The organism is Draconibacterium sediminis (genome assembly GCF_000949475.1).
Taxonomy (GTDB): Bacteria; Bacteroidota; Bacteroidia; order Bacteroidales; family Prolixibacteraceae; genus Draconibacterium; species Draconibacterium sediminis.
Genome location: NZ_JRHC01000009.1, coordinates 65,800 through 87,616, shown reverse-complemented (window position 1 = coordinate 87,616; position 21,817 = coordinate 65,800). Strand labels below are relative to the sequence as shown.

Here is a 21,817-nt window from a genome sequence, read left to right as displayed (position 1 = left end):
GAGCTAATTCGGCATTTTTTCATTATTTTTTTTTAGAACGTGCTGATTTAAACCATCGTCTGCAAAAGATAGAATTCCATAAAAAAAGGGAACAACTTGTTTAGTTATTCCCTTGGTGGGAAGAGCAGGATTCGAACCTACGAAGGCTGAGCCAACAGATTTACAGTCTGCCCCGTTTGACCGCTTCGGTATCTTCCCAAAATATTTTAAATGAGCCGAATCCCAGATTCGAACTGGGGACCCCGAGATTACAAATCACGTGCTCTGGCCAACTGAGCTAATTCGGCTTATTATCTCAATCTTTTGTTAGAACGTTGCTTTTTCAAATCAGCGGGTGCAAAGGAAAGAATTAATTTTTAATTCTGCAATACCTTTTTTAAACTTTTCACCACTTTTTTGAACGCTTTTTCTTTTTGAAAAAAAGTGGGTAAGCTACCTGTGTCGCACCGCTCAACCGCCTACCCTTGCTGCCTTCCGACCCTGGGGGGATTCAGCAGGAGCTGGTCGCACAGGACTTACCCGGCGACAAAAGTAGAAAATTTTGTTCTTCCGCCAAACAAAATCATTCTATCGCGTAATTTTAAACACGACACAACGACTTATCAGATTGAAAATGAAATACAACTGAATGAAAATTTTTAAGCATTTTTTTACGCCACAAGGGGCAAGCCCAACATTTTTAGAAATTATGTGAAAAAAGCGAGCCCAAAAACCGTTATGTAACTATATATTGTTTTACGCAAATGCTCCAAAAAATCATTTATATTTGTCAAACCTATAATTAAAACAAACATCATGGAACAAAAATCATCACCTTTACTTAAATCATCTTTAACCTATGGTCTCTACGCGGCTTTAATTTCCATTTTCCTTAATGTAGTTATTTGGGCCGGCGGTATCATGGAATCACTAGGACTTTTTGGTTCTTTAATTGTTGCTCTTTTATCTTTTGTAATATCTTTTGTAATTCTGTTCATTTTCGCAAAAAATTACCGCAATAAAGAATTTGAAGGCTACATTAGTTTTACCGAGGCTTTTAAGTTTGTAATGATGGTAACCATTGTTTCAACTGTCATCCTGGTTATTTACACCTATATTTTCCACAGTTTTATTGCTCCGGATTACATGGAAAACCTGATGGCAAGCATGCAGCAAAAAACGCTGGAATTTATGGAAAGCCGTGGCGTTCCTGATTCAAGTATCGACCAGGCTATGGAGCAGTTTAAAGAAATTCCGACAATTGCAAAAACGTTACGCCAGGCAGCTCTTTCAGGAATTATTGGCGGAGGCATAATTTCGCTGATTGTTGCGGCAATTGTTAAGAAGAAAGTTGAAGATTCATATTAATATTCAAAAGCGTTTTTAATGGATATTTCCGTAGTTATTCCGCTGTTTAACGAAGAAGAGTCGCTGCCCGAGTTGGCGGCGTGGATAAAGAAGGTGATGGACGGGAATAACTTCTCCTATGAAGTTATGATGATCGACGACGGCAGCCTCGACAACTCGTGGGAAGTGATCGAACAACTTCAGAAAGAAAATTCCTGTATTAAAGGAATTAAATTCAGACGTAACTACGGAAAGTCGGCCGCATTATATTGTGGTTTCGAGGCGGTGCAGGGCGATGTGGTTATAACCATGGATGCCGATTTACAGGACAGCCCCGAGGAAATTCCGGAACTGTACCGTATGATCAAGGAAGACGGTTTCGATTTGGTTTCGGGCTGGAAGAAAAAACGTTTCGACCCGGTTCTTACGAAAAACCTGCCCAGTAAATTATATAACTGGACCGTTCGGCGGATGAGCGGTATTAAGCTGCACGATATGAACTGCGGACTGAAAGCCTATCGTAAAAACGTTATAAAAAGCATTGAAGTTTACGGCGAAATGCACCGCTATATTCCGGTTTTGGCAAAATGGGCCGGCTACAAAAATATTGGCGAAAAAGTGGTTGTACATGCCGAGCGAAAATATGGAGTAACCAAGTTCGGGCTGGAACGTTTTGTTCGTGGCCCGCTTGATTTACTTTCCGTAATGTTTATTTCGCGTTTTGTAAAACGCCCCATGCACTTTTTCGGTATTCTGGGTGCACTGATCTTTATTATTGGTTTTGCCTCTGCGGCATACCTCGGAGTTCAAAAGATCATTCAGCTGAACAACGGAATTACCGGACATTTAGTTACCGACAGCCCCTATTTTTATATTGCTTTAACATCGATGATAATCGGAGCTCAGTTTTTTCTGGCCGGATTCCTTGGCGAATTAGTATCGAGAAGTTCGAGCGACCGTAACAAATATCAAATTGATGTAAAAACATTTGAGTAAAGCCTTTCTATTTCATGGAGCAAAAAGATATCCGTTTTCGTAAACAGCGTGACCTTGGCGTTGTAATTTCCGATTCATTTGATTTTTTAAAACAAGAAGCAAAGCCGATCTTTCGGATGATTGGCATTTATGTTTTGCCTTTCGTTGTTTTATATGCCGGTGCGCAGGTTTATTTTCAACGCAATGTGTTAAGTCAGTTCGACCTCACCAATCCTGAAAGCCTTATGGCCGATATTGGCCCTTTTTACCAGAACCTGTTTATGTTTATGTTTTTTGGTCTTTTTGTGCAGTCGCTGTTAATGGGCACCTACTATAGTTATCTTGAAGCCTACATAAAACACGGAAAAGGTAATTTTCATCTGACCGATATCAGTTCAAAGTTTTTCTCCAACAGCCTGCTGGCGCTCGGAGCCAACTTCATCTTCGTGATCATGGTATTTTTTGGTGCCATGATGTGTATAGTTCCCGGATTGTATTTTGCCAATACCTTTTCGTTGCTTGTTTTCATCCTAATTTTCGAGAAGAAGGGAATTAGTGATGCACTCAATCGCTCGTGGAAACTGGTGAATTCAAGTTGGTGGAATACGCTTTTGATCAACCTGATTGCCGTAGTTATTGTGTATGCAGTAGGTATTGTACTATCTATTCCTTCGCTGATCATGGGCGTTTCATCCACTATTTTCTCAACAGAAATTACCAATCCGGCAGATTATCCGAATTGGTATTGGGTACTGAATGCCATTTCATCAGTGATCACTACTGTTTTATTGGTTATCCCGTTTACATTTCAGGCTTTTCAGTATTTCAATCTTGCCGAGCGCAACGATCCTACAACGCCGCTTGCTCCGCAGGAATAGTCAATGTTCTGTGGTTCAGGCCGGTTAATCTTGCAATAATTTCGAATAAGCATGTAATACTTTTTACGATGTTATTGTAACGTGTGGCTTTTTGTGTCGTCTTATAAAAAAGCAAATCAACTTTTTATAACGAACAAAAGCCATAAACAATGATTAAAACAAACAAGCTCTCAAAAGTTTTCCGAACCGATGAGATTGAAACCAGTGCACTAAACGATGTTAACATACATGTAAAAAGCGGCGAATTTGTAGCCATTATGGGCCCATCCGGCTGTGGAAAATCAACATTGCTAAATATTATCGGGCTTCTTGACAATCCTTCTTCAGGTAAGTATTTTTTCGATAATGAGGAAGTTGGACAATTGAAAGAACGCAACCGAACCATGCTTCGAAAAGGAAACATTGGTTTTGTATTTCAGAGTTTTAACCTGATTGACGAGTTAACTGTTTTTGAAAACGTTGAGCTTCCACTTATCTATTTGAAAATGAAAGCGCGCGAGCGAAAAGAGCGCGTTGAGGAGGTGCTGGAGCGTATGAAAATCGGTCACCGAATGAAACATTTCCCGCAACAACTATCCGGAGGTCAGCAACAACGTGTGGCCATCGCCCGTGCAGTGGTTGCTAACCCGAAACTAATTTTGGCCGATGAGCCCACCGGAAACCTTGATTCCAAAAATGGTTTGGAAGTGATGCAACTTCTCACTGAACTAAATCAGGAAGGAACCACCATTGTGATGGTGACACACTCGCTTCGCGATTCGGAATATGCCCACCGCGTTATCAACCTTTTCGACGGAATGGTAATTACCCAGGAGGTTAAAAAAGAATTGGGAGAAATAATGCTTTAAAAAGGTAGTTCATACAAACACTGCTTAACTCCATTGGAATCGGATTGAGCATCATAAAAACCAAAAACAATAACCATGTCAGAATTTAAGCGTAACCTCAGACTGGGATGGAGAAATATCCTGAAAAACAAATTCTTTTCCTTTTTAAATATTGGTGGTGTGGCCATCGGAATTGCCGTTACCACACTCATCCTTTTTTGGGTGGTTGACGAACTCAGTTTCGACAAATTTAACGCCAACCTCGGACAGGTGTACCAGGTTTATGAACACCAGGTTTATTCCGACGGACAGGATCTGCACACCGGATGTACACCTTTTCCATTGGCAAACGAGTTAAAACAAACCTATCCTGAAATTGAAAATGCCACCACTTTTACCAGCCTTGGCGGTTTGCCCGTAAAATACGAAACCACCGAATACAAAGACATCAGTCTGACACTGGCCGACAAGGAGTTTGTAAATATTTTCTCGTTCGAACTTATTGAAGGAGACTTAAATGCCATTGATGCTCCTGATAAAATTTTAATCACGCCAAAAATTGCTCAGCTGTTCTTCCCCAATGAATCGCCAATTGGCAAAATGCTAACCGTTTACGGCAACTACACCTTTACGGTTGGAGCAGTTATCGATTATCCCAAAGACCACTCGTCAACACAGTTTGATATTTTGGCATCGATAAAAGTAGCCGAGCAACTGGGTGCCGATCTCACGCGCTGGGGAAACAACTGGCCTTTCACCTGTCTGCTGCTCACCGAAGGCACCGATGCCAATCAACTGGAAAGCAAACTCACCGGTTTTCTACAGGAAAAAGGACAGGAAAATACATCCATTTACCTGTTCCCTTATGCAAAACGCCATTTGTATACTTTCTCCGGAGAAAACAACCGTATACAATACATCTACCAGTTTTTGGCTATCGCGCTTATCATTGTCCTTATAGCATCCATCAATTTTGTGAATTCATCAACAGCCAGTTCGGAAACACGCCGGCCGGAAGTTGGAATCCGTAAAGTTTTGGGAGCTACGAAAGCGAATCTTACATCGCAGTTTTTTCACGAAAAAGGTCTGATGATTCTAATTAGTATCGTATTGGGAGCTGCTTTGGTACTGGCTTTTACACCACTTTTCGGGCAACTTTCCGACAAACATATTTCCTTGTCGTTATTGGGTAACAAATACCTCATTTTTATGCTGATCGCAATGATCCTTACGACACTCATCTTATCAGTGGCCTACCCCTCGTTGTACATTTCATCCTTTGCACCGGCGCGGGTATTAAAAAAAGCGGCCCGAAAAAGTGCCAACCGAATCAGTTTTAGGAGCCTGCTGGTAGTCGTTCAATTTACATTGTCAATCATTCTGATTATTTGCACCATAGCGGTGAATTCGCAACTAAAATTCATCAATAATTACGATTTGGGGTACAACCAGAATAACCTGGTGTACATCAATCTTGATGATGCGACAAAAACAAAACATGAGGCGCTTTCGGCATCGTTAAAAAATATTAGCGGCGTAGAAAACCTTACAAAAGCAGACAAACTTCCGTTTTGGGGAGGAAACTCGTCGTGGGGTTACGACTGGCAAGGCAAAGACCCGGAGAATAAAGTATTGATTTGCGCCATGCGGGTTGATCGCGAGTATTTCGAAACCCTTGGAATTTCAATGGCCGAAGGACAAAGTTTTTCGCCTTCCACGGAATTAACTGAAGATAGTGAAAGTGAATTCTCAAGCGAAGTGATACTTAACCAGGAAGCCATTCGCCGGATGAAAATGAGCGATCCGATACAGAAATACTTTGGCAGAAATGGCGGCGAAAGGGCCCGGATTGTGGGAGTCGCAAAAGATTTTCATTTCGAGTCGTTACGCAACGGAATTGAGCCCATGGTGATGATCCCTTTAAATCAGAATCCAGATGTATTGATCATGCGGATACGACCTGAAAATTTTAGTCAAACGCTTGCCGCAATAAAGGAAAACTGGAAAACGATTATTCCCGACTCCAACATTGAACTTGGCTTTTTCGATCAGCGACTGGAGGACATGTACAACTCCGAACTCCGCATATCAGGACTGTTCCAATACTTCTCGTTTGTGGCCATATTTATTGCCTGTATAGGTTTGTTTGGCCTGTCGGTTTTTGCCATCGAACGAAAGCGAAAAGAAATCGGTATTCGTAAAGTAAACGGATCAAAGGTTTCGCAAATTCTGGCGATGCTCAACAAAGATTTTATAAAATGGGTACTTATTTCATTTGTAATTGCATCGCCGCTGGCATGGTATGTAATGAGCAGCTGGCTTCAAAACTTTGCCTACCAAACCGAGCTTCACTGGTGGATATTTGCACTGGCAGGAGTTCTTTCCATTGCCATTGCATTGCTGACGGTTTCAGTACAGAGTTATAAAGCTGCAACCCGCAACCCTGTTGAGGCACTCAGATATGAGTGACGAAATTCCGATCAAAGCATCAGGGTTGAAGCACTTCGATACAACTAGTGAGATGTGTGAAAATGCTGACAAACAAAGTTTCGTCAGTGTTGAAGCACTTTGATACGAAAAAGTAGAAAGAAATTATAAAAGCGGGATTCCATTGTTATCACTTTGGTGTTCCGCTTTTCTCATCAAAAATCCCAGTCAACAACACTAAAAATAAAGACAAAAAGGTTTCGCTATTCATCAGTTCTAACCGCTTATTTGTCTCATCATTTCAATTTTAATCCCGATTTTTATAAACTTAGCAATTGAAAAAAAGGCAGAAAATGAAAGACACAACCCGGCTGATAATCGTAGGAGGATTTTTGGGAGCAGGAAAAACAACCCTGCTTTTTAATGCCACCCAAAGGTTAATGGAGGAAGGAAAAAGAGTGGGTTTGGTTACCAACGATCAGGCATCGGAACTGGTTGACACCTCATTTCTGTTGCGCACAAAAGTAGATGTTGCGGAGGTTAGCGGCAGCTGTTTTTGTTGCAACTACCAGGGATTTATCGATTCTGTATATCAAGTAAAACACGACGCTACTGCCGATGTAATTATTGCCGAACCGGTTGGCAGTTGCACCGATCTGTCGGCCACTTTAATGCAGCCTTTAAAAGAAAATTACAGTAAAGATTTGTTACTATCTCCACTCAGCGTTCTTGCCGATCCTGTTCGACTGTCCGATATTTTAAACGGCGGAACTGCAGGACTACATCCGAGTGCAGCCTATATTTTCAAAAAGCAACTGGAGGAAAGCGACATTATTCTTATTTCAAAAGCAGATCTTTTAAACGAGAATGAGCTGGACGGACTGAAACAAAAAGTTGAAGCTGCTTATCCTTTTGCTACCGTACTTGCCGTCAGTTCAAAAACCGGCAAAGGTTTACAGGAATGGTTGAAACTACTTGAAACTAACACCAATGCCGGACAACGCATCGTTGAAATTGATTACGATACCTATGCCGAGGGAGAAGCCGTATTGGGATGGCTCAACGGTTCTGCAACGTTGCAAGGGAAACAGATAGATTGGAACATATTTATTAATGACTTTTTAAAACGGTTAGCGGCAAAAATTGATGAAAAACAAATTGGTGTAGGCCACATAAAACTTTTGCTTGAAAACAATCAGGAATACATTTCCGGAAATATTACGGGCTCATCCAAAACTCTTTCAATACGAGGAGAAGTGGCAAAGTCAAACAGCGCACAACTCACAATAAATGCTCGTGTTGAAATTGCACATGAAAAGCTGGACAGATTAATAAAAGAAACGCTGGAAGTTGTTTCCGGAACTGAAATTGAGACGACAATTAAAGCATGGAAATACCTGAGTCCCGGATATCCAAAACCAACCCACAGGTACAAAAACGTGTTTTGTCTAGGAAAAGAATAGTTAGCCAAAAGGGTAATTGTAAATAAAGTGTTTTGAGTGTAAAGTGTGTAGCCATTGGCTATGCACTTTTTTTCCTGAAAGCCTCCATCTTTTTATGTGTATTACTGTTTGCGTTTCGTCCGGGAGAACCATCTGGCTTCGATCTGCTTTCTTCGCCGGACGATTTCCCTTCTGTCGTTTCATCCCGGCGCTACGCACCGGGTTATTCACATTCGACGCTTCCAGCGTCATAAAAAACTTGCAATTCCGACATTCAGGTCAATAAACTCGTCTTAGCTTTGTTATTCAGTTCAATATCCCGAAGGGATAAAATGTGACTAACCTCGGGTGAAACCCGGGGTTGGTGTGCGGCAATTTAAAGGCGCAATCAGTAAGCTATTCATAGCACAATCGTTGTGTGCGCCTTGTAATCTGGCCATTTTTATGAAATGCTGTCAATAGGCCTCACTTTCATCTCTGTTGATGAGAATTGGGAATCATGAATGTTTTGTTTTAGCCAACAAATAACTTTGCCGAAACTTTTGAGTTATTGCTCGTTACAAAAGCTGCATCTAAACTTTTAATAATTAATTGGAATCCGATTAATCATTTTGCCGGGGAAACGGTTATAATTGGGTAGATTTGCACCACAATTTTAAAAATGCGCAAAACCCAAAGTAAAAAAAGAACAGAAGGAAAACAGCGGGGTGGCCTGTTTCGGGTGCTGGGACCATACAAAGCACTCGTAACCGCCTTAATAATAATGGCACTGGCCGGCAGCGGAATCAACCTGTTTATTCCGCGAATTATTGCCCGCGGTATTGACGCATTTACAGCCAATCAATTTGATGCAAAAACTATCATCACCGAATTTATTCTGGCGGCATCAGGCATATTTATTTTTACTTTTCTTCAGGGTGTAGTGCAAACATTAGCCGCCGAAAAAGTAGCTAAAGATCTGCGCAGTAAATTGTCGGACAAGATTTCGAAACAGAGTTATTCCTTTATTTTAAAAGCCAATCCATCGAAACTTTTAACCAACCTTACCTCAGACATGGATTCGGTAAAAATGTTTGTTTCGCAGGCATTCGTTTCCATCATCTCATCGTTGTTTATCATTTTCGGCGTAGCTGTTCTGTTGATTTCCATTAACTGGAAACTGGCGTTGGCCGTACTCACCATCGTGCCGATTTTGTCGGTGGCCTTTTATATTGTATTCAAAAAAGTAAAAGTGCTTTTTAAGAAAAGCCGCGAGATTATCGATGCCCTCAACCGGGTTATTAACGAAAGTATTCTGGGCTCGGCACTTATACGGGTTTTGAATTCGCAACAACCCGAAATCCTCAAGTTTGCAGAAAAAAATGTTGAATCGCGCGATTTGGGACTTGCCATTGTTCGCCTGTTCTCAGCGCTTATTCCCATCGTAACATTTGTGGCCAACTTAGCCATTGTAATCATTTTGGCACTTGGCGGACATTTTGTGGTTATGGACACCCTTTCGCTGGGTAATTTTGCAGCCTTTAACAGCTACGTAATGATGTTGATATTTCCGATTATGATGATCGGATTTATGAGCAATATTATTGCCTCGGCAACGGCTTCTTACGGCCGGATCAGGCAGGTTTTGGATGCTCCTCCACCGATTGATAACGGCGCTGTAGAAACAGATATATCGGGAAATATTAAACTTCAGAATATTACACTGAGCTTTGACAAAAAACCGGTGCTTAAAAATATTTCGTTCGAAATAAAAGCCGGAAGCAAGACGGCGATTATCGGCCCAACAGCTGCCGGAAAAAGTCAGTTGCTTTATCTGCTTACCAATCTAATACCGCCGGATTCCGGGTCGATCACCATCGACAATATTCAGGTTAAAGATTACTCTACCGAAGTTTTAAACCGACAGCTTGGTTTTGTTTTTCAGGACAATGTGATTTTTAATATGAGCCTGCGTGAAAACATTGCGTTTAATGACCAGGTTTCGGATGTAGATTTAAACAAAGCCATTGCCACCGCTGAACTGGCTGATTTTATAAAAACATTACCCGACGGTTTAAACACCATTGTTTCGGAACGGGGAACCAGTCTTTCGGGCGGACAGAAACAACGTATTATGCTGGCGCGCGCACTGGCTTTAAACCCAAAAATACTTTTGCTCGATGATTTTACTTCGCGGGTCGACCGAAAAACCGAAGATAAAATCCTTACTAATATTCATAAAAATTACCCGGAACTAACACTGCTTTCTATAACACAAAAGATAGCTCCTGTTACCGGTTTCGACCAAATCATTCTACTGATGGAAGGCGAAGTAGTAGCAACAGGTAAACACGAAAGGCTGAAAGAAAATTCGCCCGAATATATTCAGATTTATAACTCACAAAAAAGCACAAGCCATTATGAATTATAATCTGAATCGTACACCCGATGAAAATGAGAAGAAGCTCCCGTTTCTGAAATCACTAAAGAAACTGGTGGCCATTATTAGTGGCGAACGCCGTAACCTGATTATCGCTTTTGCTGCAATTGCGATAAATGCTGCATTAAGTCTGGCAGGCGCATATATAATTGGGTATACGGTTGACAATTATGTGCAAACCAAAGATTACCACGGAATTTTACTCTTTTCCGGAATTTTGCTGACGATGTATGTAGTGGCATTTTTTGTGAATTATGCTCAAATGATTATGATGGGCGGTATCGGGCAACGTATGTTGTATAGCCTCCGTAACTCGGTATTTCATAAACTGCAGGAATTGCCGCTCGACTTTTTTAACCAAAATAAATCGGGCGACCTGATATCGCGCATCAACAACGATACACAAAAGGTAAACGAGTTCTTTTCGCAATCGCTGATGCGTTTTATTGGTGGAATTATTACCATGACCGGTGCTGGAATTCTGCTTCTGGTAATCAACCTGCCACTTGGATTGGCGGCACTCTCTCCTGCCCTGCTTCTTTTGGTTTTTACTAAAATTATTTCGCCGTGGATACGCAGAAAGAACGAAGCCAGTTTAAAAAGTCTGGGCGACCTTTCTGCCGAAATTCAGGAAAGTTTGGCCAATTTTAAGGTGGTAGTTGCTTTTAACCGCCGCGACTATTTCCGAAAACGTTTTACTGCCGCGAACGAGGAAAATTACAAGCACTCGGTTTATGCCGGAATTGCCAATAATGTCCTTAATCCGGTTTATACTTTTGCGGCCAACCTTGGGCAATTAATTGTTTTGGCGTTGGGAATTTACCTCATTATTCAGGGTAATTTTAGCATTGGTTTGCTGATCAGTTTTATTGCCTATGTAATGAACTTTTACAATCCCTTACGACAGCTGGCCATCCTTTGGGCTAACTTTCAACAAGCGTTGGCTGCATGGGATCGTATCTCATACCTGCTTTCGTTGGAAAACAATCTGGAAGTAACAAAGGAATCGGAAATACAAAAAAACGCTTCGCTGGTCAACTTTAACGATGTTTCGTTTAGCTACCCGAACGGGAAAGAGGTGCTGCACAAGGTTAGCTTTGACCTGGAGCGTGGAAAAACTTATGCTTTTATCGGGCCAACCGGTGGCGGAAAAACAACTACCGCATCGTTGATTGCGCGCTTATACGACGCCACAAAAGGCACGATCCTTTTGGATGGAAAAGACATAAAATCATACGATCCTGCCGAAAGAACAGCAAAAATCGGGGTGATTCTTCAAGACCCCATTTTATTCTCGGGAACGGTAAGGGAAAATATTTTATATGGCAACGAAACCATGGCTGCATTAAGCAACGAAGAGCTGCAACAATCGCTTGAAGAAGCAGGGTTGGGAAGTTTGCTGCAACGTTTTGATAGTGGTTTGGAAACGACCATTCAAATGACGGGCGACGGAATTAGTCTGGGACAAAAACAGCTGATTGCTTTTATGCGTGCCATTTTACGAAAACCGGAGTTGCTCATTCTTGATGAAGCTACAGCAAATATCGATACCGTTACCGAACATCAACTGGAAACAATCATCAACAACCTGCCTGCATCAACATCAAAAGTGATAATTGCACACCGCTTGAATACAATTGAAAATGCCGATGAAATTTTCTTTGTAAACTCGGGAGAAATAACAGCTGCCGGCTCGCTGGACAAAGCCCTTGACTTACTAATGCGGGGAGCAATGGAAAGTTAATATTGCCTTCAGTTAGTAATTGATTTCGGTTGCATTTTTTCATCTCGGTAAGGAATCGTATTTTTCGGAAAATTTTGCAAATGAAACTTTCATTTCTGTTCCTGTTTCTACTTTTTACACTTGGTGTTGCCGCGCAAGGCAGCAGTGTAAAAATTGCTTTGTTGAAATACAATGGCGGCGGCGATTGGTATTCCGACCCTACTGCCCTGCCCAACCTCATAGAGTTTTGTAACGAAAACCTGAACACCAACATAAATCCGGAGCCATCGACCATTGAAATTGGCAGCCCTGAGTTGTTTAATTTCCCGTTTGTGCATTTAACCGGGCACGGCAACATCATTTTATCGGAAAGCGATGCAATGAATTTGCGCGTTTACCTTGAAGGCGGTGGTTTTTTACACATTGATGACAATTACGGGCTGGATGAATATATCCGACGCGAAATGAAAAAGGTTTTCCCCGACAAGGAGTTTGTAGAACTGCCACCGTCGCACGAGATTTTTCATCAGAAGTACGATTTTAACGAAGGCATTCCGAAGATCCACGAGCACGACAATAAACCGCCACAGGCATTTGGACTATTTGTCGACGACAGGCTGGTTTGTTTCTACACCTACGAAACCGATTTGGGTGATGGCTGGGAAGATATCGACGTACACCACGATCCGGAGGACCTGCGCCAAAAAGCGTTGAAAATGGGCGCCAACATTATCGCCTACGTATTCGGACAATAAACAATTTATCAGTTTTCAATTTAGCAATTTGACAGTTTAGCAATTCAACATTTTATCAATTTAATTCATGAAAGTAGTAGCCTTTAACGGAAGCCCAAGACGCAACGGAAATACATCGCTGTTAATAGAAGAAACGTTTAAGATCTTTCGGGCGGAAGGAATAGAAACCGAAGTTATTCAGCTGGGAAATAAACCGGTTCACGGTTGCACGGCTTGTGGTAAATGTCGCGAAATTCAGGACCGCAAATGCCACATTAAAAATGATCTGCTAAATCATTGCATCGAAAAAATGATTGAAGCCGACGGGATTATTCTGGGCACACCGGTTTATTTTGCCGATGTGAGCACCGAGATAAAAGCATTAATTGATGTGGCCGGTTATGTTACACGTGGCAACGGTCATTTGCTAAAACGAAAAGTTGGTGCCGGTGTAATTTCAGTGCGCCGTGGCGGTGCCTTGCCCACTTTTGATACTATGAATCGATTCTTCCTGATTAACCAGATGATCGTTCCCGGCTCCAGTTACTGGAACTTTGCTTTTGGCAAAAACCAGGGCGATGTGCTGCAGGATGAAGAAGGAATAAACACCATCCGGACGCTGGCCGAGAATATGAGCTGGCTGATGAAAAAGGTTGTAACTGATTGATTGGAGCTTGAAATAGATTGATGGAAGATTGAATATAAAAATGCTTAATTGTTTTAATTGAAAGCTTTATCAAAGATTTATGAAAAGTTTAAAAAATGAAATAGCCAAGAAAATTTGTTACACTGATCTTGTTTATGGCAGAATAAATAAGAAACTAAAAATTGAGTTGCCAAACGACAAAATCGAAGAAATGGTTTGCTCGATTATAAACGAAACCGACGAAACCAATTTTCAACTAAAAGGTAAAAATTTCTACATTACCAATAAAACACGTAATGTCAGGCTTACAATTAATAAAAACACGTTTAGAATAATTACCGCAGACAGACTGAAATAAATCTAAAACGCTATGGTTTGGCCACTTCACATCGATTGATAAATTGCTAAACTGCCAACTACGACTGGTGATTGCGACTATTATCCGTTACCAATTAATCCTTTATCAATAATCCTTCCTCTCCTTTTGCCCTTTTACTTTATACTTTTGCCTTAAAACTACTCTTCTTTCTTGGCTTCCTCCCAAATCTCGTCCATTTCGGCAAGACTCATATCGTGCAGGCTTTTTCCCTGCAACAGCGTTTTGCTTTCGAGGTAATTAAAGCGCTTTATAAATTTAAGGTTGGTACGTTCCAGCGCAGCTTCCGGATCGATATCATACAAACGGGCAGCATTTACAACGGCAAATAGCAAATCGCCAAACTCGGCCTCCATTTTATCTTTGTCAGCTTTGTTGATCTCCACGCTTAACTCGTCAACTTCTTCTTTTACTTTATCCCAAACCTGCTCTTTGTATTCCCAGTCGAAACCCACACCACGCACTTTTTCCTGAATACGGTTGGCTTTAACCAGCGCCGGCATGGCAGCAGGCACACCTTCCAGAACACGTTTATTGCCGCCTTTCTCTTTCAGTTTTAAGGCTTCCCAGTTTTCAGCAACTTTATCGGCCGAACCATCAACATCAACATCGCCAAATATATGCGGATGACGGTATATCAATTTTTCGTTGATTCCTTCCAGCACATCTCCCATGTCGAAAGCACCTTTTTCAGATCCGATTTTTGCATAAAAAGCAATGTGCAGCATAATGTCGCCCAATTCTTTTTTTATCTCCTGCAAATCGTTTTTCAAAATGGCATCGCCCAGCTCGTAGGTTTCCTCTATCGTTAGTTTGCGCAACGACTCCAGTGTTTGTTTTTTATCCCACGGACATTTCTCGCGCAATTCGTCCATTATATCAAGTAAGCGTTTAAACTCTTCTACTTTTCGTTCCATTCAATAAGGTTTCAAATTTCATCCGAAGTTAAGGATTCCGATGTTTAACAAACAAAAACTGAATTTAAAGTTCACAGATTTATTTATAAATTTTATCTTGCCAGTATAACAATAAATAATAAACACATGATTTTAGGAGTATCTGAATGGCTAAGCGGCAAATTAGGCTGGAACGTAACAACAATCAGGATTGCATTTGTAGTTGGCGTATTTATTTTTGGAGTTGGACTGGGATTGTACTTTATTCTTTGGCTCGTAAAAATGTTCTCGAAATAAAAAAGCCGACAATTTACACATCGGTCAGAAATTGAATATCAAAGCCTTCCAACATTCGATAGTGGCAATTTATTTTCGTAAATTTGCCGTGCTTAAATTTTTAAGAAGACACATTGGATAAACAAATTTTACTGGAAGGAATTGATCTCCTTGAGTTTTTTGGAGTAAACAATTCGAAAATTGAACTGATAAAAAGGCTTTTCCCAAAAATTAAGATCACAGCGCGGGGCCACGCCTTGTTCGTTCAGGGGGAACCAAAGGAAATCAAAGCTTTTGAGAAAAAGTTCGCCCTCATTCTCGATCATTATTACCAGTACAATATGCTCTCGGAAGAAATTATTCACGAGCTATTGGATTCGGGAGTGTCATCGTTTGAAGAAAACAGCAATGGTGAACCCGATATTATTGTTTTTGGTAACAGCGGAAAACCTGTTCGTGCCCGCACACCCAACCAACGCCGTTTGGTGGAGGCCAGTGCCAATAACGATTTGATTTTTGCCATTGGTCCGGCCGGGACCGGAAAAACCTACACCGCCATAGCACTGGCTGTACGAGCATTAAAAAACAAAGAAATACGTAAGATAATTTTGAGTCGCCCGGCTGTTGAAGCGGGTGAAAATCTGGGTTTTCTACCCGGCGATTTGAAGGATAAGATCGATCCGTATTTGCAACCACTTTACGATGCTTTGCAGGATATGATCCCTCCGAAAAAACTGGAGGAATTTCTGAAAGACGGTGTGATACAAATTGCCCCGCTTGCTTTTATGCGTGGACGAACATTGAGTAACGCCTATGTTATTCTCGACGAGGCGCAAAACACCACCGTTAACCAGCTAAAAATGTTTTTAACCCGAATGGGCCTCAACGCCAAGTTTATTATTACCGGCGATGTTACGCAGATCGACCTCCCGCGAAAAAGTCATTCAGGCTTGATACAGGCCCTGAAAATTCTGAAGGGAATTAAAAATATTGGGAACATATATTTCGATAAAAAAGACATTGTACGCCACCGATTGGTGCGCGACATTGTAGAAGCATACGATAAACATGACGAGGAGAAAATTGAGATAAAAACTGAAACCAAAGAAAAAAACAAGCAGTAGATCATTCTATAAAAGAAATTTGAATTTCGGAGGATCCTGTATCCAGTATCAAAAATCGAGTATCCAGAATCAAGTTTTACAATTTTCTGAATTAAACAAAAACCAGCTAAATTTGTAATAAAATCGGAAACAGATTATAACACCGGCAATAAGTATAAATACAACTATAAATATTCAACAAAAATGGGTAACGCACTTACAAAAACAAGTTTCAATTTCCCGGGACAAAAAAGCCACTACAAAGGTAAAGTTCGCGACGTTTACAACATCAACGACGATTTTTTGGTGATGGTTGTTTCCGACCGTATTTCAGCATTCGACGTGGTGCTGCCAAAAGGAATTCCTTTTAAAGGTCAGGTACTTAACCAGATTGCAGAGAAATTTCTGGATGCCACTGCTGATATTGTTCCGAACTGGAAAATAGCAACACCCGATCCGAACGTAACCGTTGGGCATTTTTGCGAAACTTTCCCGGTAGAAATGATCGTGCGTGGTTATTTAACCGGAAGTTCGTGGAGATTGTACAAAAATGGCGGTCGCGATATTTGCGGCGTTCCGCTTCCTGAAGGTTTGAAAGAGCACCAGGCTTTTCCTGAACCACTGTTAACGCCAACTACAAAAGCTGAACAAGGTGCTCACGACGAAAATATTTCGCGCGAAGAGATCATCAAACAAGGACTGGTTTCGGAAGAAGATTATAAAGAACTGGAACGTATTTCGCTGGCTCTTTTTAAACGCGGTAGCGAAATGGCCAAAGAAATGGGATTGATTTTGGTAGATACCAAATACGAGTTCGGTAAAAAAGACGGACAGATTTACCTGATCGACGAAATCCACACACCCGACTCATCGCGTTATTTCTACGCTGATGGTTACCAGGAGCGTTTTGACAAAGGCGAAAACCAAAAGCAACTTTCGAAAGAATTTGTTCGCGAGTGGTTAATGGAAAACAATTTCCAGGGCCGCGACGGCGATGTGCTTCCAGAAATTCCGGAGTCGTTTGTTAACGAGGTTTCTGAAAGATACATTGAATTGTATGAAAATATCACCGGCGACAAATTTGTAAAATCAGATACTTCAAAAATTGAAGAGCGTATTGAAACTGCCGTTAATGATTTTTTGAAACAAGCATAAAAGAATAACGATCATAAACTGAAGACACCTGCTTAATTTTAAGCGGGTGTTTTTGTTTGTAATATTTATTGTTAACTTTCTACCCTAAAACACAAATAAAACGCCAAAGTTACCATGTTAAAACCTCTTATTTTCAGCTGTATTTTGCTATTTAGTTTTCAGTTTTTACACGCTCAGAAAAAATACATAAACAGAAAAATAGCCCAGAAGAATTACGATGGCTATATGTTTATGACCGAAGATAAGTACCAGGATGCGCTTCAACTTTTTAACGAAGCATTGAACGAAGATCCCGAGGCTTTCTTTATCTATCAAAACAGGGCACTTTGCAAATTACATTTAAAAGACACACTTGGCGCCATTGCTGATTTCAAGTCAAATATTGAATTAGAACCCGATAATGCAGAAACAAAATACGCCCTGGGAAATCTTTACAAACATAGGAACGATTCGGTGAATGCCATCAAGTATTTTATTCCTGCCATTGAAGTTGCTGCAGAAGATTTCAGCCAGACCAAACTTTTATACATGAACCTGTTTGCGGGGAATTATTATCGTTTAAATGAAAAATACGATTCGGCCCTGGTGTTTTACGATCGGGTAAAAAGTTACACTCCCGAAAATGCCTCGGTTTATATCAACTCGGCCGTGTGTTATTTTAACATCGACAGTATTGATAATTTCTGTGACGACCTTGAAAAAGCATTTGTTCTGGGAGGAGATATAAATTGTATTGCCTTAAGTGCGTATTGTGATGGGTGCTCTCATTTGCTTGAAGCCCGCGGCCACACCGATACACTTTCGAGAGCTCTTGATACACGACTGGCCGGAATAATTTCCGATACGATTTACTATCCGCACTTCACTAATAACTCGTATCAAATTTCAGAATCTGATTATAACCGAAAAGTTAAGGTATATTTTAATGATAACTGGCAGATATGTCTGCCCGGTGAAGCAAGCTTTTACAGGAAAGCTTTCTGGGCAAAATTATTGAATAATTTTGGCGGAGAATTTGAGGATTATTACGTCAGCGGAGAACTATATGCTAAAGGACGATTGGAAAACAACAGAATTAATGGCGAATACCTGGAATATTATAAAAACGGAAACTTAAAGTTAAAGGCACATTTCACGAATGCACTACCAGATGGAACCTGGACCTATTTTAATGAGGATGGCTCTGAAAATATGCAAGTGATTTTCAAAAATGAATCATTTGAATTGAAAATAACAGATAAAGATAACCCCAATTATCATCTTAACTCAGGCAACGGAGAATTCGAAATTGTTATTGAAAAATGGCCGGATATCTCATTTGTTCTTCGTGGTGAATATCTTGATCATTTAAAAACAGGAAAGTGGACTTATAGTCAAGGCGATGAAATAATTTTACAGGAAAAACACAAAAACGGTGAATTCAGAAATGGCTTTGTAAATACAGATCAAGGAAGATTACCAATAGCTGACAGCGCCCTTAGGCCTGGCATTTTTATCCCTCCACATATTAATCAAATGGGAGGACTATTTTTTAGCACGGTTGAAGCCGCCAATTATTATTCGTATATAAAAACTGTTGGCTTATAAAGCTAATTTTGTTTTCTTCGTAAAAATGTAAAGTGATTATTCCTGTTTAGAAACAAAATTGTATGATGAAAAAACTGACGATTTTTATTTTACTGGCGTTCTTCGCGCTAAATAATTATGCACAAGACGAATTCACCCTGGTTAAAGAAGGAGATGTAGCACCCGACTTCTCTATAACTTTGGAAGATGGTTCGGTAAAAAAGCTATCAGATTTGAAAGGGAAAGTAGTATGGATTAACTTTTTTGCCACCTGGTGTCCGCCATGTCGCAAAGAGTTGCCTCATTTGGAAAAGGAAGTGTACCTAGAACTTAAGCAAAACGAAAACTTCGAGGTAATGGTAATTGGCCGCGAACACGATTGGGAAACGGTAAATAAATTTAAAGCCGACAACAATTACGTCCTCCCTTTCTACCCTGATCCTGAGCGCGATATATTTTCGAAATACGCCAAACAAAACATTCCGCGTAATTTTATAATCGATAAAAACGGAAAAATTGCAGTCGCTTCTATCGGTTTTAATGAAGACGAATTCAACAAGATTATTGAGAAGGTGAATGAACTGATAAACTAGGATTTAAACAATATTAATAAAAGAGCTGTTTGTATTTTACAAGCAGCTTTTTTTATGCTTTAGAATGAACACAAAACGCTGATAATTAATTACTCACTAAAAACATGACTTTATGAAAAAACTGCAATTAAAAATCCTGGTTCTCTTCTGTGCCGGAGCATTAATTTACTCGTGTAACGACACCTTTGTAAGTGACGAAAACGCTGATGACACAGTAGAACTTAAATCCGCGTCATCATCGAAAAACAGTTACATAGTTGTACTGAACGATGCTGATTTAACGGAGGACTTATCCCGGTTAAAAGGTTACGAAAAGAAACAAAATGCTGTAAAAGCCAAGTCTGCAAAAATATTGGAACGTGCCGGTATTACCGATGGTGAAATTGTCCACGTATACGGCACTGCCTTAAAAGGATTCTCAGTAAAAATTGCTCCCGGGCAATTAAAGAAACTCGAAAATGATGCTTCGGTGGCTTACATTGAGCAAGACAAAGTAATTGCATTGGCACCACCTCCCGGAAAAGGGCCTAATAGTGGTGGTGGCGACACAGGAGGCGGAACTACTGCGCAGGAAACACCCTGGGGAATTGCCCGTGTTGGCGGAGCTGCCGACGGAACCGGAAAAGTTGCCTGGATAATTGATAGCGGAATTGATCAGGACCATCCGGATTTGAATGTAGATAAAAATAGAAGTGAGACATTTTTGGGAGGAAAATCAACGCCTGATGACCAAAACGGACACGGCACTCATGTTGCCGGAACAATTGCGGCAATTGATAATTCAGAAGGTGTTGTGGGCGTTGCAGCCGGAGCAACGGTTGTTGCGGTTCGCGTTCTCGACCGTCGTGGAAGCGGTACAGTATCAGGAGTTGTAGCCGGAGTAAATTATGTAGCCGCTAATGCCTCGTCAGGCGATGTGGCAAATATGAGTCTTGGCGGTGGCGTTTCTACTACACTCGACAATGCTGTCTTAGCCGCCGCATCAAGTTGCACCTTTGTGCTGGCCGCCGGTAACGAAAGTGATGATGCAAACAATCATTCTCCTGCCCGCGTAGGTGACGAAAGCACAAAAGTTTACACCATTTCGGCTTGCGATAGTAACGATAACTGGGCCTATTTCTCGAATTACGGAAGTGCCGTTGATTATTGCGCACCCGGTTACCGCATTAAGTCAACCTGGAAAGACGGAGGTTATAATACCATCAGCGGAACATCGATGGCTGCACCACACGCAGCAGGTGTTTTGTTAATGGGACCGGCAAGTTCAAGTGGTACTGTTAATGGAGATCCTGACGGAAATCCGGATCCGATTATTCATTTGTAATTAAGTACTTTAAATAGCTCAAAGCCCGGATTTAAACTCCGGGTTTTTTATTGTTTTTCGCCTAGCAGGATTTCTGCAATTTTATGTAGCTCATTCCCCACCTTGGCACGTGAATCGTTGGTTATTACAGCTACCACCATTTTCTCCTCCGGGTATATAATAAGATTACTACAGCCTCCTATCGAACCGCCACCATGTCCGTAATATTCACGTCCAAATTCATCGGTTCCGGAAGAAAAACCCATACCATAGTTTGTTTTTTCTCCATTTTTCAAGGTTTGTGGTGTAATCAGTTGTTGTTTTACTTCTTCCGTAAAAAGCGTATTATTCAGCATTGCATTCCCAAACTTTACCAAATCTGCTGAGGTAGAAATAAAACCACCGCCGGCCCACTTGTAACTGTTATCTACGAATGGTGCATTTATAACTTTCCCCTCATTCATGTCATAATAACCGGCACGAAACAGGATGAGCGAATCCATACGTTCGGCAGTTGTCTCGGTCATTTCTAAAGGATCGAAAACACGCGTCTGCATAAAATGCAGAAACTCCTCGCCAGAAGCACCTTCCATTACAGCACTTAAAAGATTAAATCCATAACTCGAGTAACTGTACTTTGTTCCCGGCTCAAACAAGAGGGTGTCATTCATAAAAATTTCCAATCCATCTCTCACCGTTGGATAGTACTTTGACGACAGGAATTCATCCCCATTATAATGGCGTATTCCAGCCAAATGCCCGGCCACCTGTCGCGTAGTAATTTCGTATTTCTTTTCCGGGAAATCAGGTACATATTTTTGAACCGGAGCATCAAGATCGATCTTTCCTTCCTCTATCAAAATACCCAATCCGGCCGCTGTAAGTGCCTTAGAAATACTTCCTATTCTGAATTTGGTTTTTCTCGGATAAACAGGCACCTGTTGCTCGTAATGACCCAAACCAAATCCTTTCGACAAAACAATCTCATTATCAATCGAAACAGTTGCAGTCCACCCTACCGATTCGCTTTCAACACGCAATTGTTCGATGTAGTCTTTAACCTCTTTTATTTTTGGATCTTCTTTGGCACACGAAGTTCCAATGAATAACAATAAGATTAGCAGATAGTACAGGTTTTTCATTTTGGTATAA

At 40.9% G+C, this 21,817-nt stretch carries 19 protein-coding genes, 2 tRNA genes and 1 other RNA gene; 17 read left to right on the top strand and 5 right to left on the bottom strand.

Going from position 1 to position 21,817, the window contains the following annotated elements:
- Positions 1 to 113 precede the first annotated feature (113 nt).
- The 3 genes from LH29_RS22790 to ffs form a co-directional block, all read right to left on the bottom strand.
- Positions 114 to 198: transfer RNA gene (locus LH29_RS22790), tRNA-Tyr, on the bottom strand.
- 15 nt (positions 199 to 213) lie between these two features.
- Positions 214 to 287 (bottom strand) — tRNA-Thr (locus LH29_RS22785).
- A gap of 135 nt (positions 288 to 422) precedes the next feature.
- Positions 423 to 521: signal recognition particle sRNA small type (gene ffs, locus LH29_RS24405), an RNA gene on the bottom strand.
- Positions 522 to 795: 274 nt separating this feature from the next.
- On the opposite strand from ffs, the gene LH29_RS22780 reads away from it, so the two are divergent.
- The 11 genes from LH29_RS22780 to LH29_RS22725 all read left to right on the top strand — a co-directional run bounded on the left by LH29_RS22780 (position 796) and on the right by LH29_RS22725 (position 13,755).
- The gene (locus LH29_RS22780; protein ID WP_045033665.1) at positions 796 to 1,347 is read left to right on the top strand and encodes a DUF4199 domain-containing protein; all 552 of its coding nucleotides are present in this window, start codon (positions 796 to 798) and stop codon (positions 1,345 to 1,347) included.
- An 18-nt stretch (positions 1,348 to 1,365) separates the two neighbouring features.
- Positions 1,366 to 2,322, top strand: a complete 957-nt coding sequence (locus tag LH29_RS22775; RefSeq protein WP_045033663.1) for a glycosyltransferase family 2 protein — start codon at positions 1,366 to 1,368, stop codon at positions 2,320 to 2,322.
- 14 nt (positions 2,323 to 2,336) lie between these two features.
- Positions 2,337 to 3,179 (top strand): hypothetical protein, encoded by an 843-nt coding sequence (locus LH29_RS22770; protein WP_045033661.1) that lies wholly within the window; start codon positions 2,337 to 2,339, stop codon positions 3,177 to 3,179.
- A 149-nt stretch (positions 3,180 to 3,328) separates the two neighbouring features.
- Positions 3,329 to 4,027, top strand: a complete 699-nt coding sequence (locus LH29_RS22765) for an ABC transporter ATP-binding protein (RefSeq protein ID WP_045033660.1) — start codon at positions 3,329 to 3,331, stop codon at positions 4,025 to 4,027.
- 75 nt (positions 4,028 to 4,102) lie between these two features.
- Positions 4,103 to 6,475 (top strand): ABC transporter permease, encoded by a 2,373-nt coding sequence (locus LH29_RS22760; protein WP_045033659.1) that lies wholly within the window; start codon positions 4,103 to 4,105, stop codon positions 6,473 to 6,475.
- A 311-nt stretch (positions 6,476 to 6,786) separates the two neighbouring features.
- The gene (locus tag LH29_RS22755; protein WP_045033657.1) at positions 6,787 to 7,896 is read left to right on the top strand and encodes a GTP-binding protein; all 1,110 of its coding nucleotides are present in this window, start codon (positions 6,787 to 6,789) and stop codon (positions 7,894 to 7,896) included.
- Positions 7,897 to 8,536: 640 nt separating this feature from the next.
- The gene (locus LH29_RS22745) at positions 8,537 to 10,285 is read left to right on the top strand and encodes an ABC transporter ATP-binding protein (RefSeq protein ID WP_045033654.1); all 1,749 of its coding nucleotides are present in this window, start codon (positions 8,537 to 8,539) and stop codon (positions 10,283 to 10,285) included.
- On the top strand, positions 10,275 to 12,038 hold the full coding sequence (locus LH29_RS22740; RefSeq protein ID WP_045033653.1) for an ABC transporter ATP-binding protein: 1,764 nt from the start codon (positions 10,275 to 10,277) through the stop codon (positions 12,036 to 12,038). The genes LH29_RS22745 and LH29_RS22740 overlap by 11 nt, the downstream gene beginning before the upstream one ends.
- Positions 12,039 to 12,118: 80 nt before the next feature.
- A complete protein-coding gene (locus LH29_RS22735) occupies positions 12,119 to 12,772 on the top strand; it encodes a DUF4159 domain-containing protein (RefSeq protein ID WP_045033651.1) in 654 nt (217 codons plus the stop codon).
- Positions 12,773 to 12,839: 67 nt separating this feature from the next.
- Positions 12,840 to 13,418, top strand: a complete 579-nt coding sequence (locus LH29_RS22730) for a flavodoxin family protein (protein WP_045033650.1) — start codon at positions 12,840 to 12,842, stop codon at positions 13,416 to 13,418.
- A gap of 79 nt (positions 13,419 to 13,497) precedes the next feature.
- Positions 13,498 to 13,755, top strand: coding sequence for a DUF3781 domain-containing protein (locus tag LH29_RS22725; protein WP_045033649.1), 258 nt, complete (start codon positions 13,498 to 13,500; stop codon positions 13,753 to 13,755).
- Between the two features lie 158 nt (positions 13,756 to 13,913).
- Here the strand turns inward: LH29_RS22725 and mazG are convergent, their stop codons facing one another.
- Positions 13,914 to 14,690 carry a nucleoside triphosphate pyrophosphohydrolase gene (gene mazG / locus LH29_RS22720; protein WP_045033648.1) on the bottom strand — a complete coding sequence of 259 codons (777 nt, stop codon included), beginning with the start codon at positions 14,688 to 14,690 and terminating at the stop codon, positions 13,914 to 13,916.
- 126 nt (positions 14,691 to 14,816) lie between these two features.
- Between mazG and LH29_RS24400 the strand changes: the two genes are divergently transcribed.
- The 6 genes from LH29_RS24400 to LH29_RS22695 all read left to right on the top strand — a co-directional run bounded on the left by LH29_RS24400 (position 14,817) and on the right by LH29_RS22695 (position 20,686).
- Positions 14,817 to 14,966 carry a PspC domain-containing protein gene (locus LH29_RS24400; RefSeq protein ID WP_082063913.1) on the top strand — a complete coding sequence of 50 codons (150 nt, stop codon included), beginning with the start codon at positions 14,817 to 14,819 and terminating at the stop codon, positions 14,964 to 14,966.
- A gap of 113 nt (positions 14,967 to 15,079) precedes the next feature.
- The gene (locus LH29_RS22715; protein WP_045033647.1) at positions 15,080 to 16,069 is read left to right on the top strand and encodes a PhoH family protein; all 990 of its coding nucleotides are present in this window, start codon (positions 15,080 to 15,082) and stop codon (positions 16,067 to 16,069) included.
- A gap of 183 nt (positions 16,070 to 16,252) precedes the next feature.
- Positions 16,253 to 17,203 (top strand): phosphoribosylaminoimidazolesuccinocarboxamide synthase, encoded by a 951-nt coding sequence (locus LH29_RS22710; RefSeq protein ID WP_045033645.1) that lies wholly within the window; start codon positions 16,253 to 16,255, stop codon positions 17,201 to 17,203.
- 114 nt (positions 17,204 to 17,317) lie between these two features.
- Complete coding sequence (locus LH29_RS22705) at positions 17,318 to 18,790, top strand: hypothetical protein (protein ID WP_045033644.1); 1,473 nt, start codon at positions 17,318 to 17,320, stop codon at positions 18,788 to 18,790.
- A 62-nt stretch (positions 18,791 to 18,852) separates the two neighbouring features.
- Positions 18,853 to 19,362 carry a TlpA family protein disulfide reductase gene (locus LH29_RS22700; RefSeq protein ID WP_198152562.1) on the top strand — a complete coding sequence of 170 codons (510 nt, stop codon included), beginning with the start codon at positions 18,853 to 18,855 and terminating at the stop codon, positions 19,360 to 19,362.
- 112 nt (positions 19,363 to 19,474) lie between these two features.
- Positions 19,475 to 20,686 carry a S8 family serine peptidase gene (locus LH29_RS22695; RefSeq protein ID WP_045033642.1) on the top strand — a complete coding sequence of 404 codons (1,212 nt, stop codon included), beginning with the start codon at positions 19,475 to 19,477 and terminating at the stop codon, positions 20,684 to 20,686.
- 47 nt (positions 20,687 to 20,733) lie between these two features.
- On the opposite strand, the gene LH29_RS22690 is transcribed toward LH29_RS22695, so the two are convergent.
- Positions 20,734 to 21,807 carry a serine hydrolase domain-containing protein gene (locus LH29_RS22690; RefSeq protein WP_052671190.1) on the bottom strand — a complete coding sequence of 358 codons (1,074 nt, stop codon included), beginning with the start codon at positions 21,805 to 21,807 and terminating at the stop codon, positions 20,734 to 20,736.
- Between the last annotated feature and the right edge of the window lie 10 nt (positions 21,808 to 21,817).

What these genes read in the sequence shown, in the direction of transcription:
- LH29_RS22775 (WP_045033663.1), top strand. Translation starts at nt 1,366, where the DNA reads ATGGATATTTCCGTAGTTATTCCGCTGTTTAACGAAGAAGAGTCGCTG.
- LH29_RS22695 (WP_045033642.1), top strand. Translation starts at nt 19,475, where the DNA reads ATGAAAAAACTGCAATTAAAAATCCTGGTTCTCTTCTGTGCCGGAGCA.
- LH29_RS22745 (WP_045033654.1), top strand. Translation starts at nt 8,537, where the DNA reads ATGCGCAAAACCCAAAGTAAAAAAAGAACAGAAGGAAAACAGCGGGGT.
- LH29_RS22730 (WP_045033650.1), top strand. Translation starts at nt 12,840, where the DNA reads ATGAAAGTAGTAGCCTTTAACGGAAGCCCAAGACGCAACGGAAATACA.
- LH29_RS22765 (WP_045033660.1), top strand. Translation starts at nt 3,329, where the DNA reads ATGATTAAAACAAACAAGCTCTCAAAAGTTTTCCGAACCGATGAGATT.
- LH29_RS22700 (WP_198152562.1), top strand. Translation starts at nt 18,853, where the DNA reads ATGATGAAAAAACTGACGATTTTTATTTTACTGGCGTTCTTCGCGCTA.
- LH29_RS24400 (WP_082063913.1), top strand. Translation starts at nt 14,817, where the DNA reads ATGATTTTAGGAGTATCTGAATGGCTAAGCGGCAAATTAGGCTGGAAC.
- LH29_RS22780 (WP_045033665.1), top strand. Translation starts at nt 796, where the DNA reads ATGGAACAAAAATCATCACCTTTACTTAAATCATCTTTAACCTATGGT.
- LH29_RS22760 (WP_045033659.1), top strand. Translation starts at nt 4,103, where the DNA reads ATGTCAGAATTTAAGCGTAACCTCAGACTGGGATGGAGAAATATCCTG.
- LH29_RS22705 (WP_045033644.1), top strand. Translation starts at nt 17,318, where the DNA reads ATGTTAAAACCTCTTATTTTCAGCTGTATTTTGCTATTTAGTTTTCAG.
- LH29_RS22735 (WP_045033651.1), top strand. Translation starts at nt 12,119, where the DNA reads ATGAAACTTTCATTTCTGTTCCTGTTTCTACTTTTTACACTTGGTGTT.
- mazG (WP_045033648.1), bottom strand. Translation starts at nt 14,690, where the DNA reads ATGGAACGAAAAGTAGAAGAGTTTAAACGCTTACTTGATATAATGGAC.
- LH29_RS22690 (WP_052671190.1), bottom strand. Translation starts at nt 21,807, where the DNA reads ATGAAAAACCTGTACTATCTGCTAATCTTATTGTTATTCATTGGAACT.
- LH29_RS22755 (WP_045033657.1), top strand. Translation starts at nt 6,787, where the DNA reads ATGAAAGACACAACCCGGCTGATAATCGTAGGAGGATTTTTGGGAGCA.
- LH29_RS22740 (WP_045033653.1), top strand. Translation starts at nt 10,275, where the DNA reads ATGAATTATAATCTGAATCGTACACCCGATGAAAATGAGAAGAAGCTC.
- LH29_RS22710 (WP_045033645.1), top strand. Translation starts at nt 16,253, where the DNA reads ATGGGTAACGCACTTACAAAAACAAGTTTCAATTTCCCGGGACAAAAA.
- LH29_RS22725 (WP_045033649.1), top strand. Translation starts at nt 13,498, where the DNA reads ATGAAAAGTTTAAAAAATGAAATAGCCAAGAAAATTTGTTACACTGAT.
- LH29_RS22770 (WP_045033661.1), top strand. Translation starts at nt 2,337, where the DNA reads ATGGAGCAAAAAGATATCCGTTTTCGTAAACAGCGTGACCTTGGCGTT.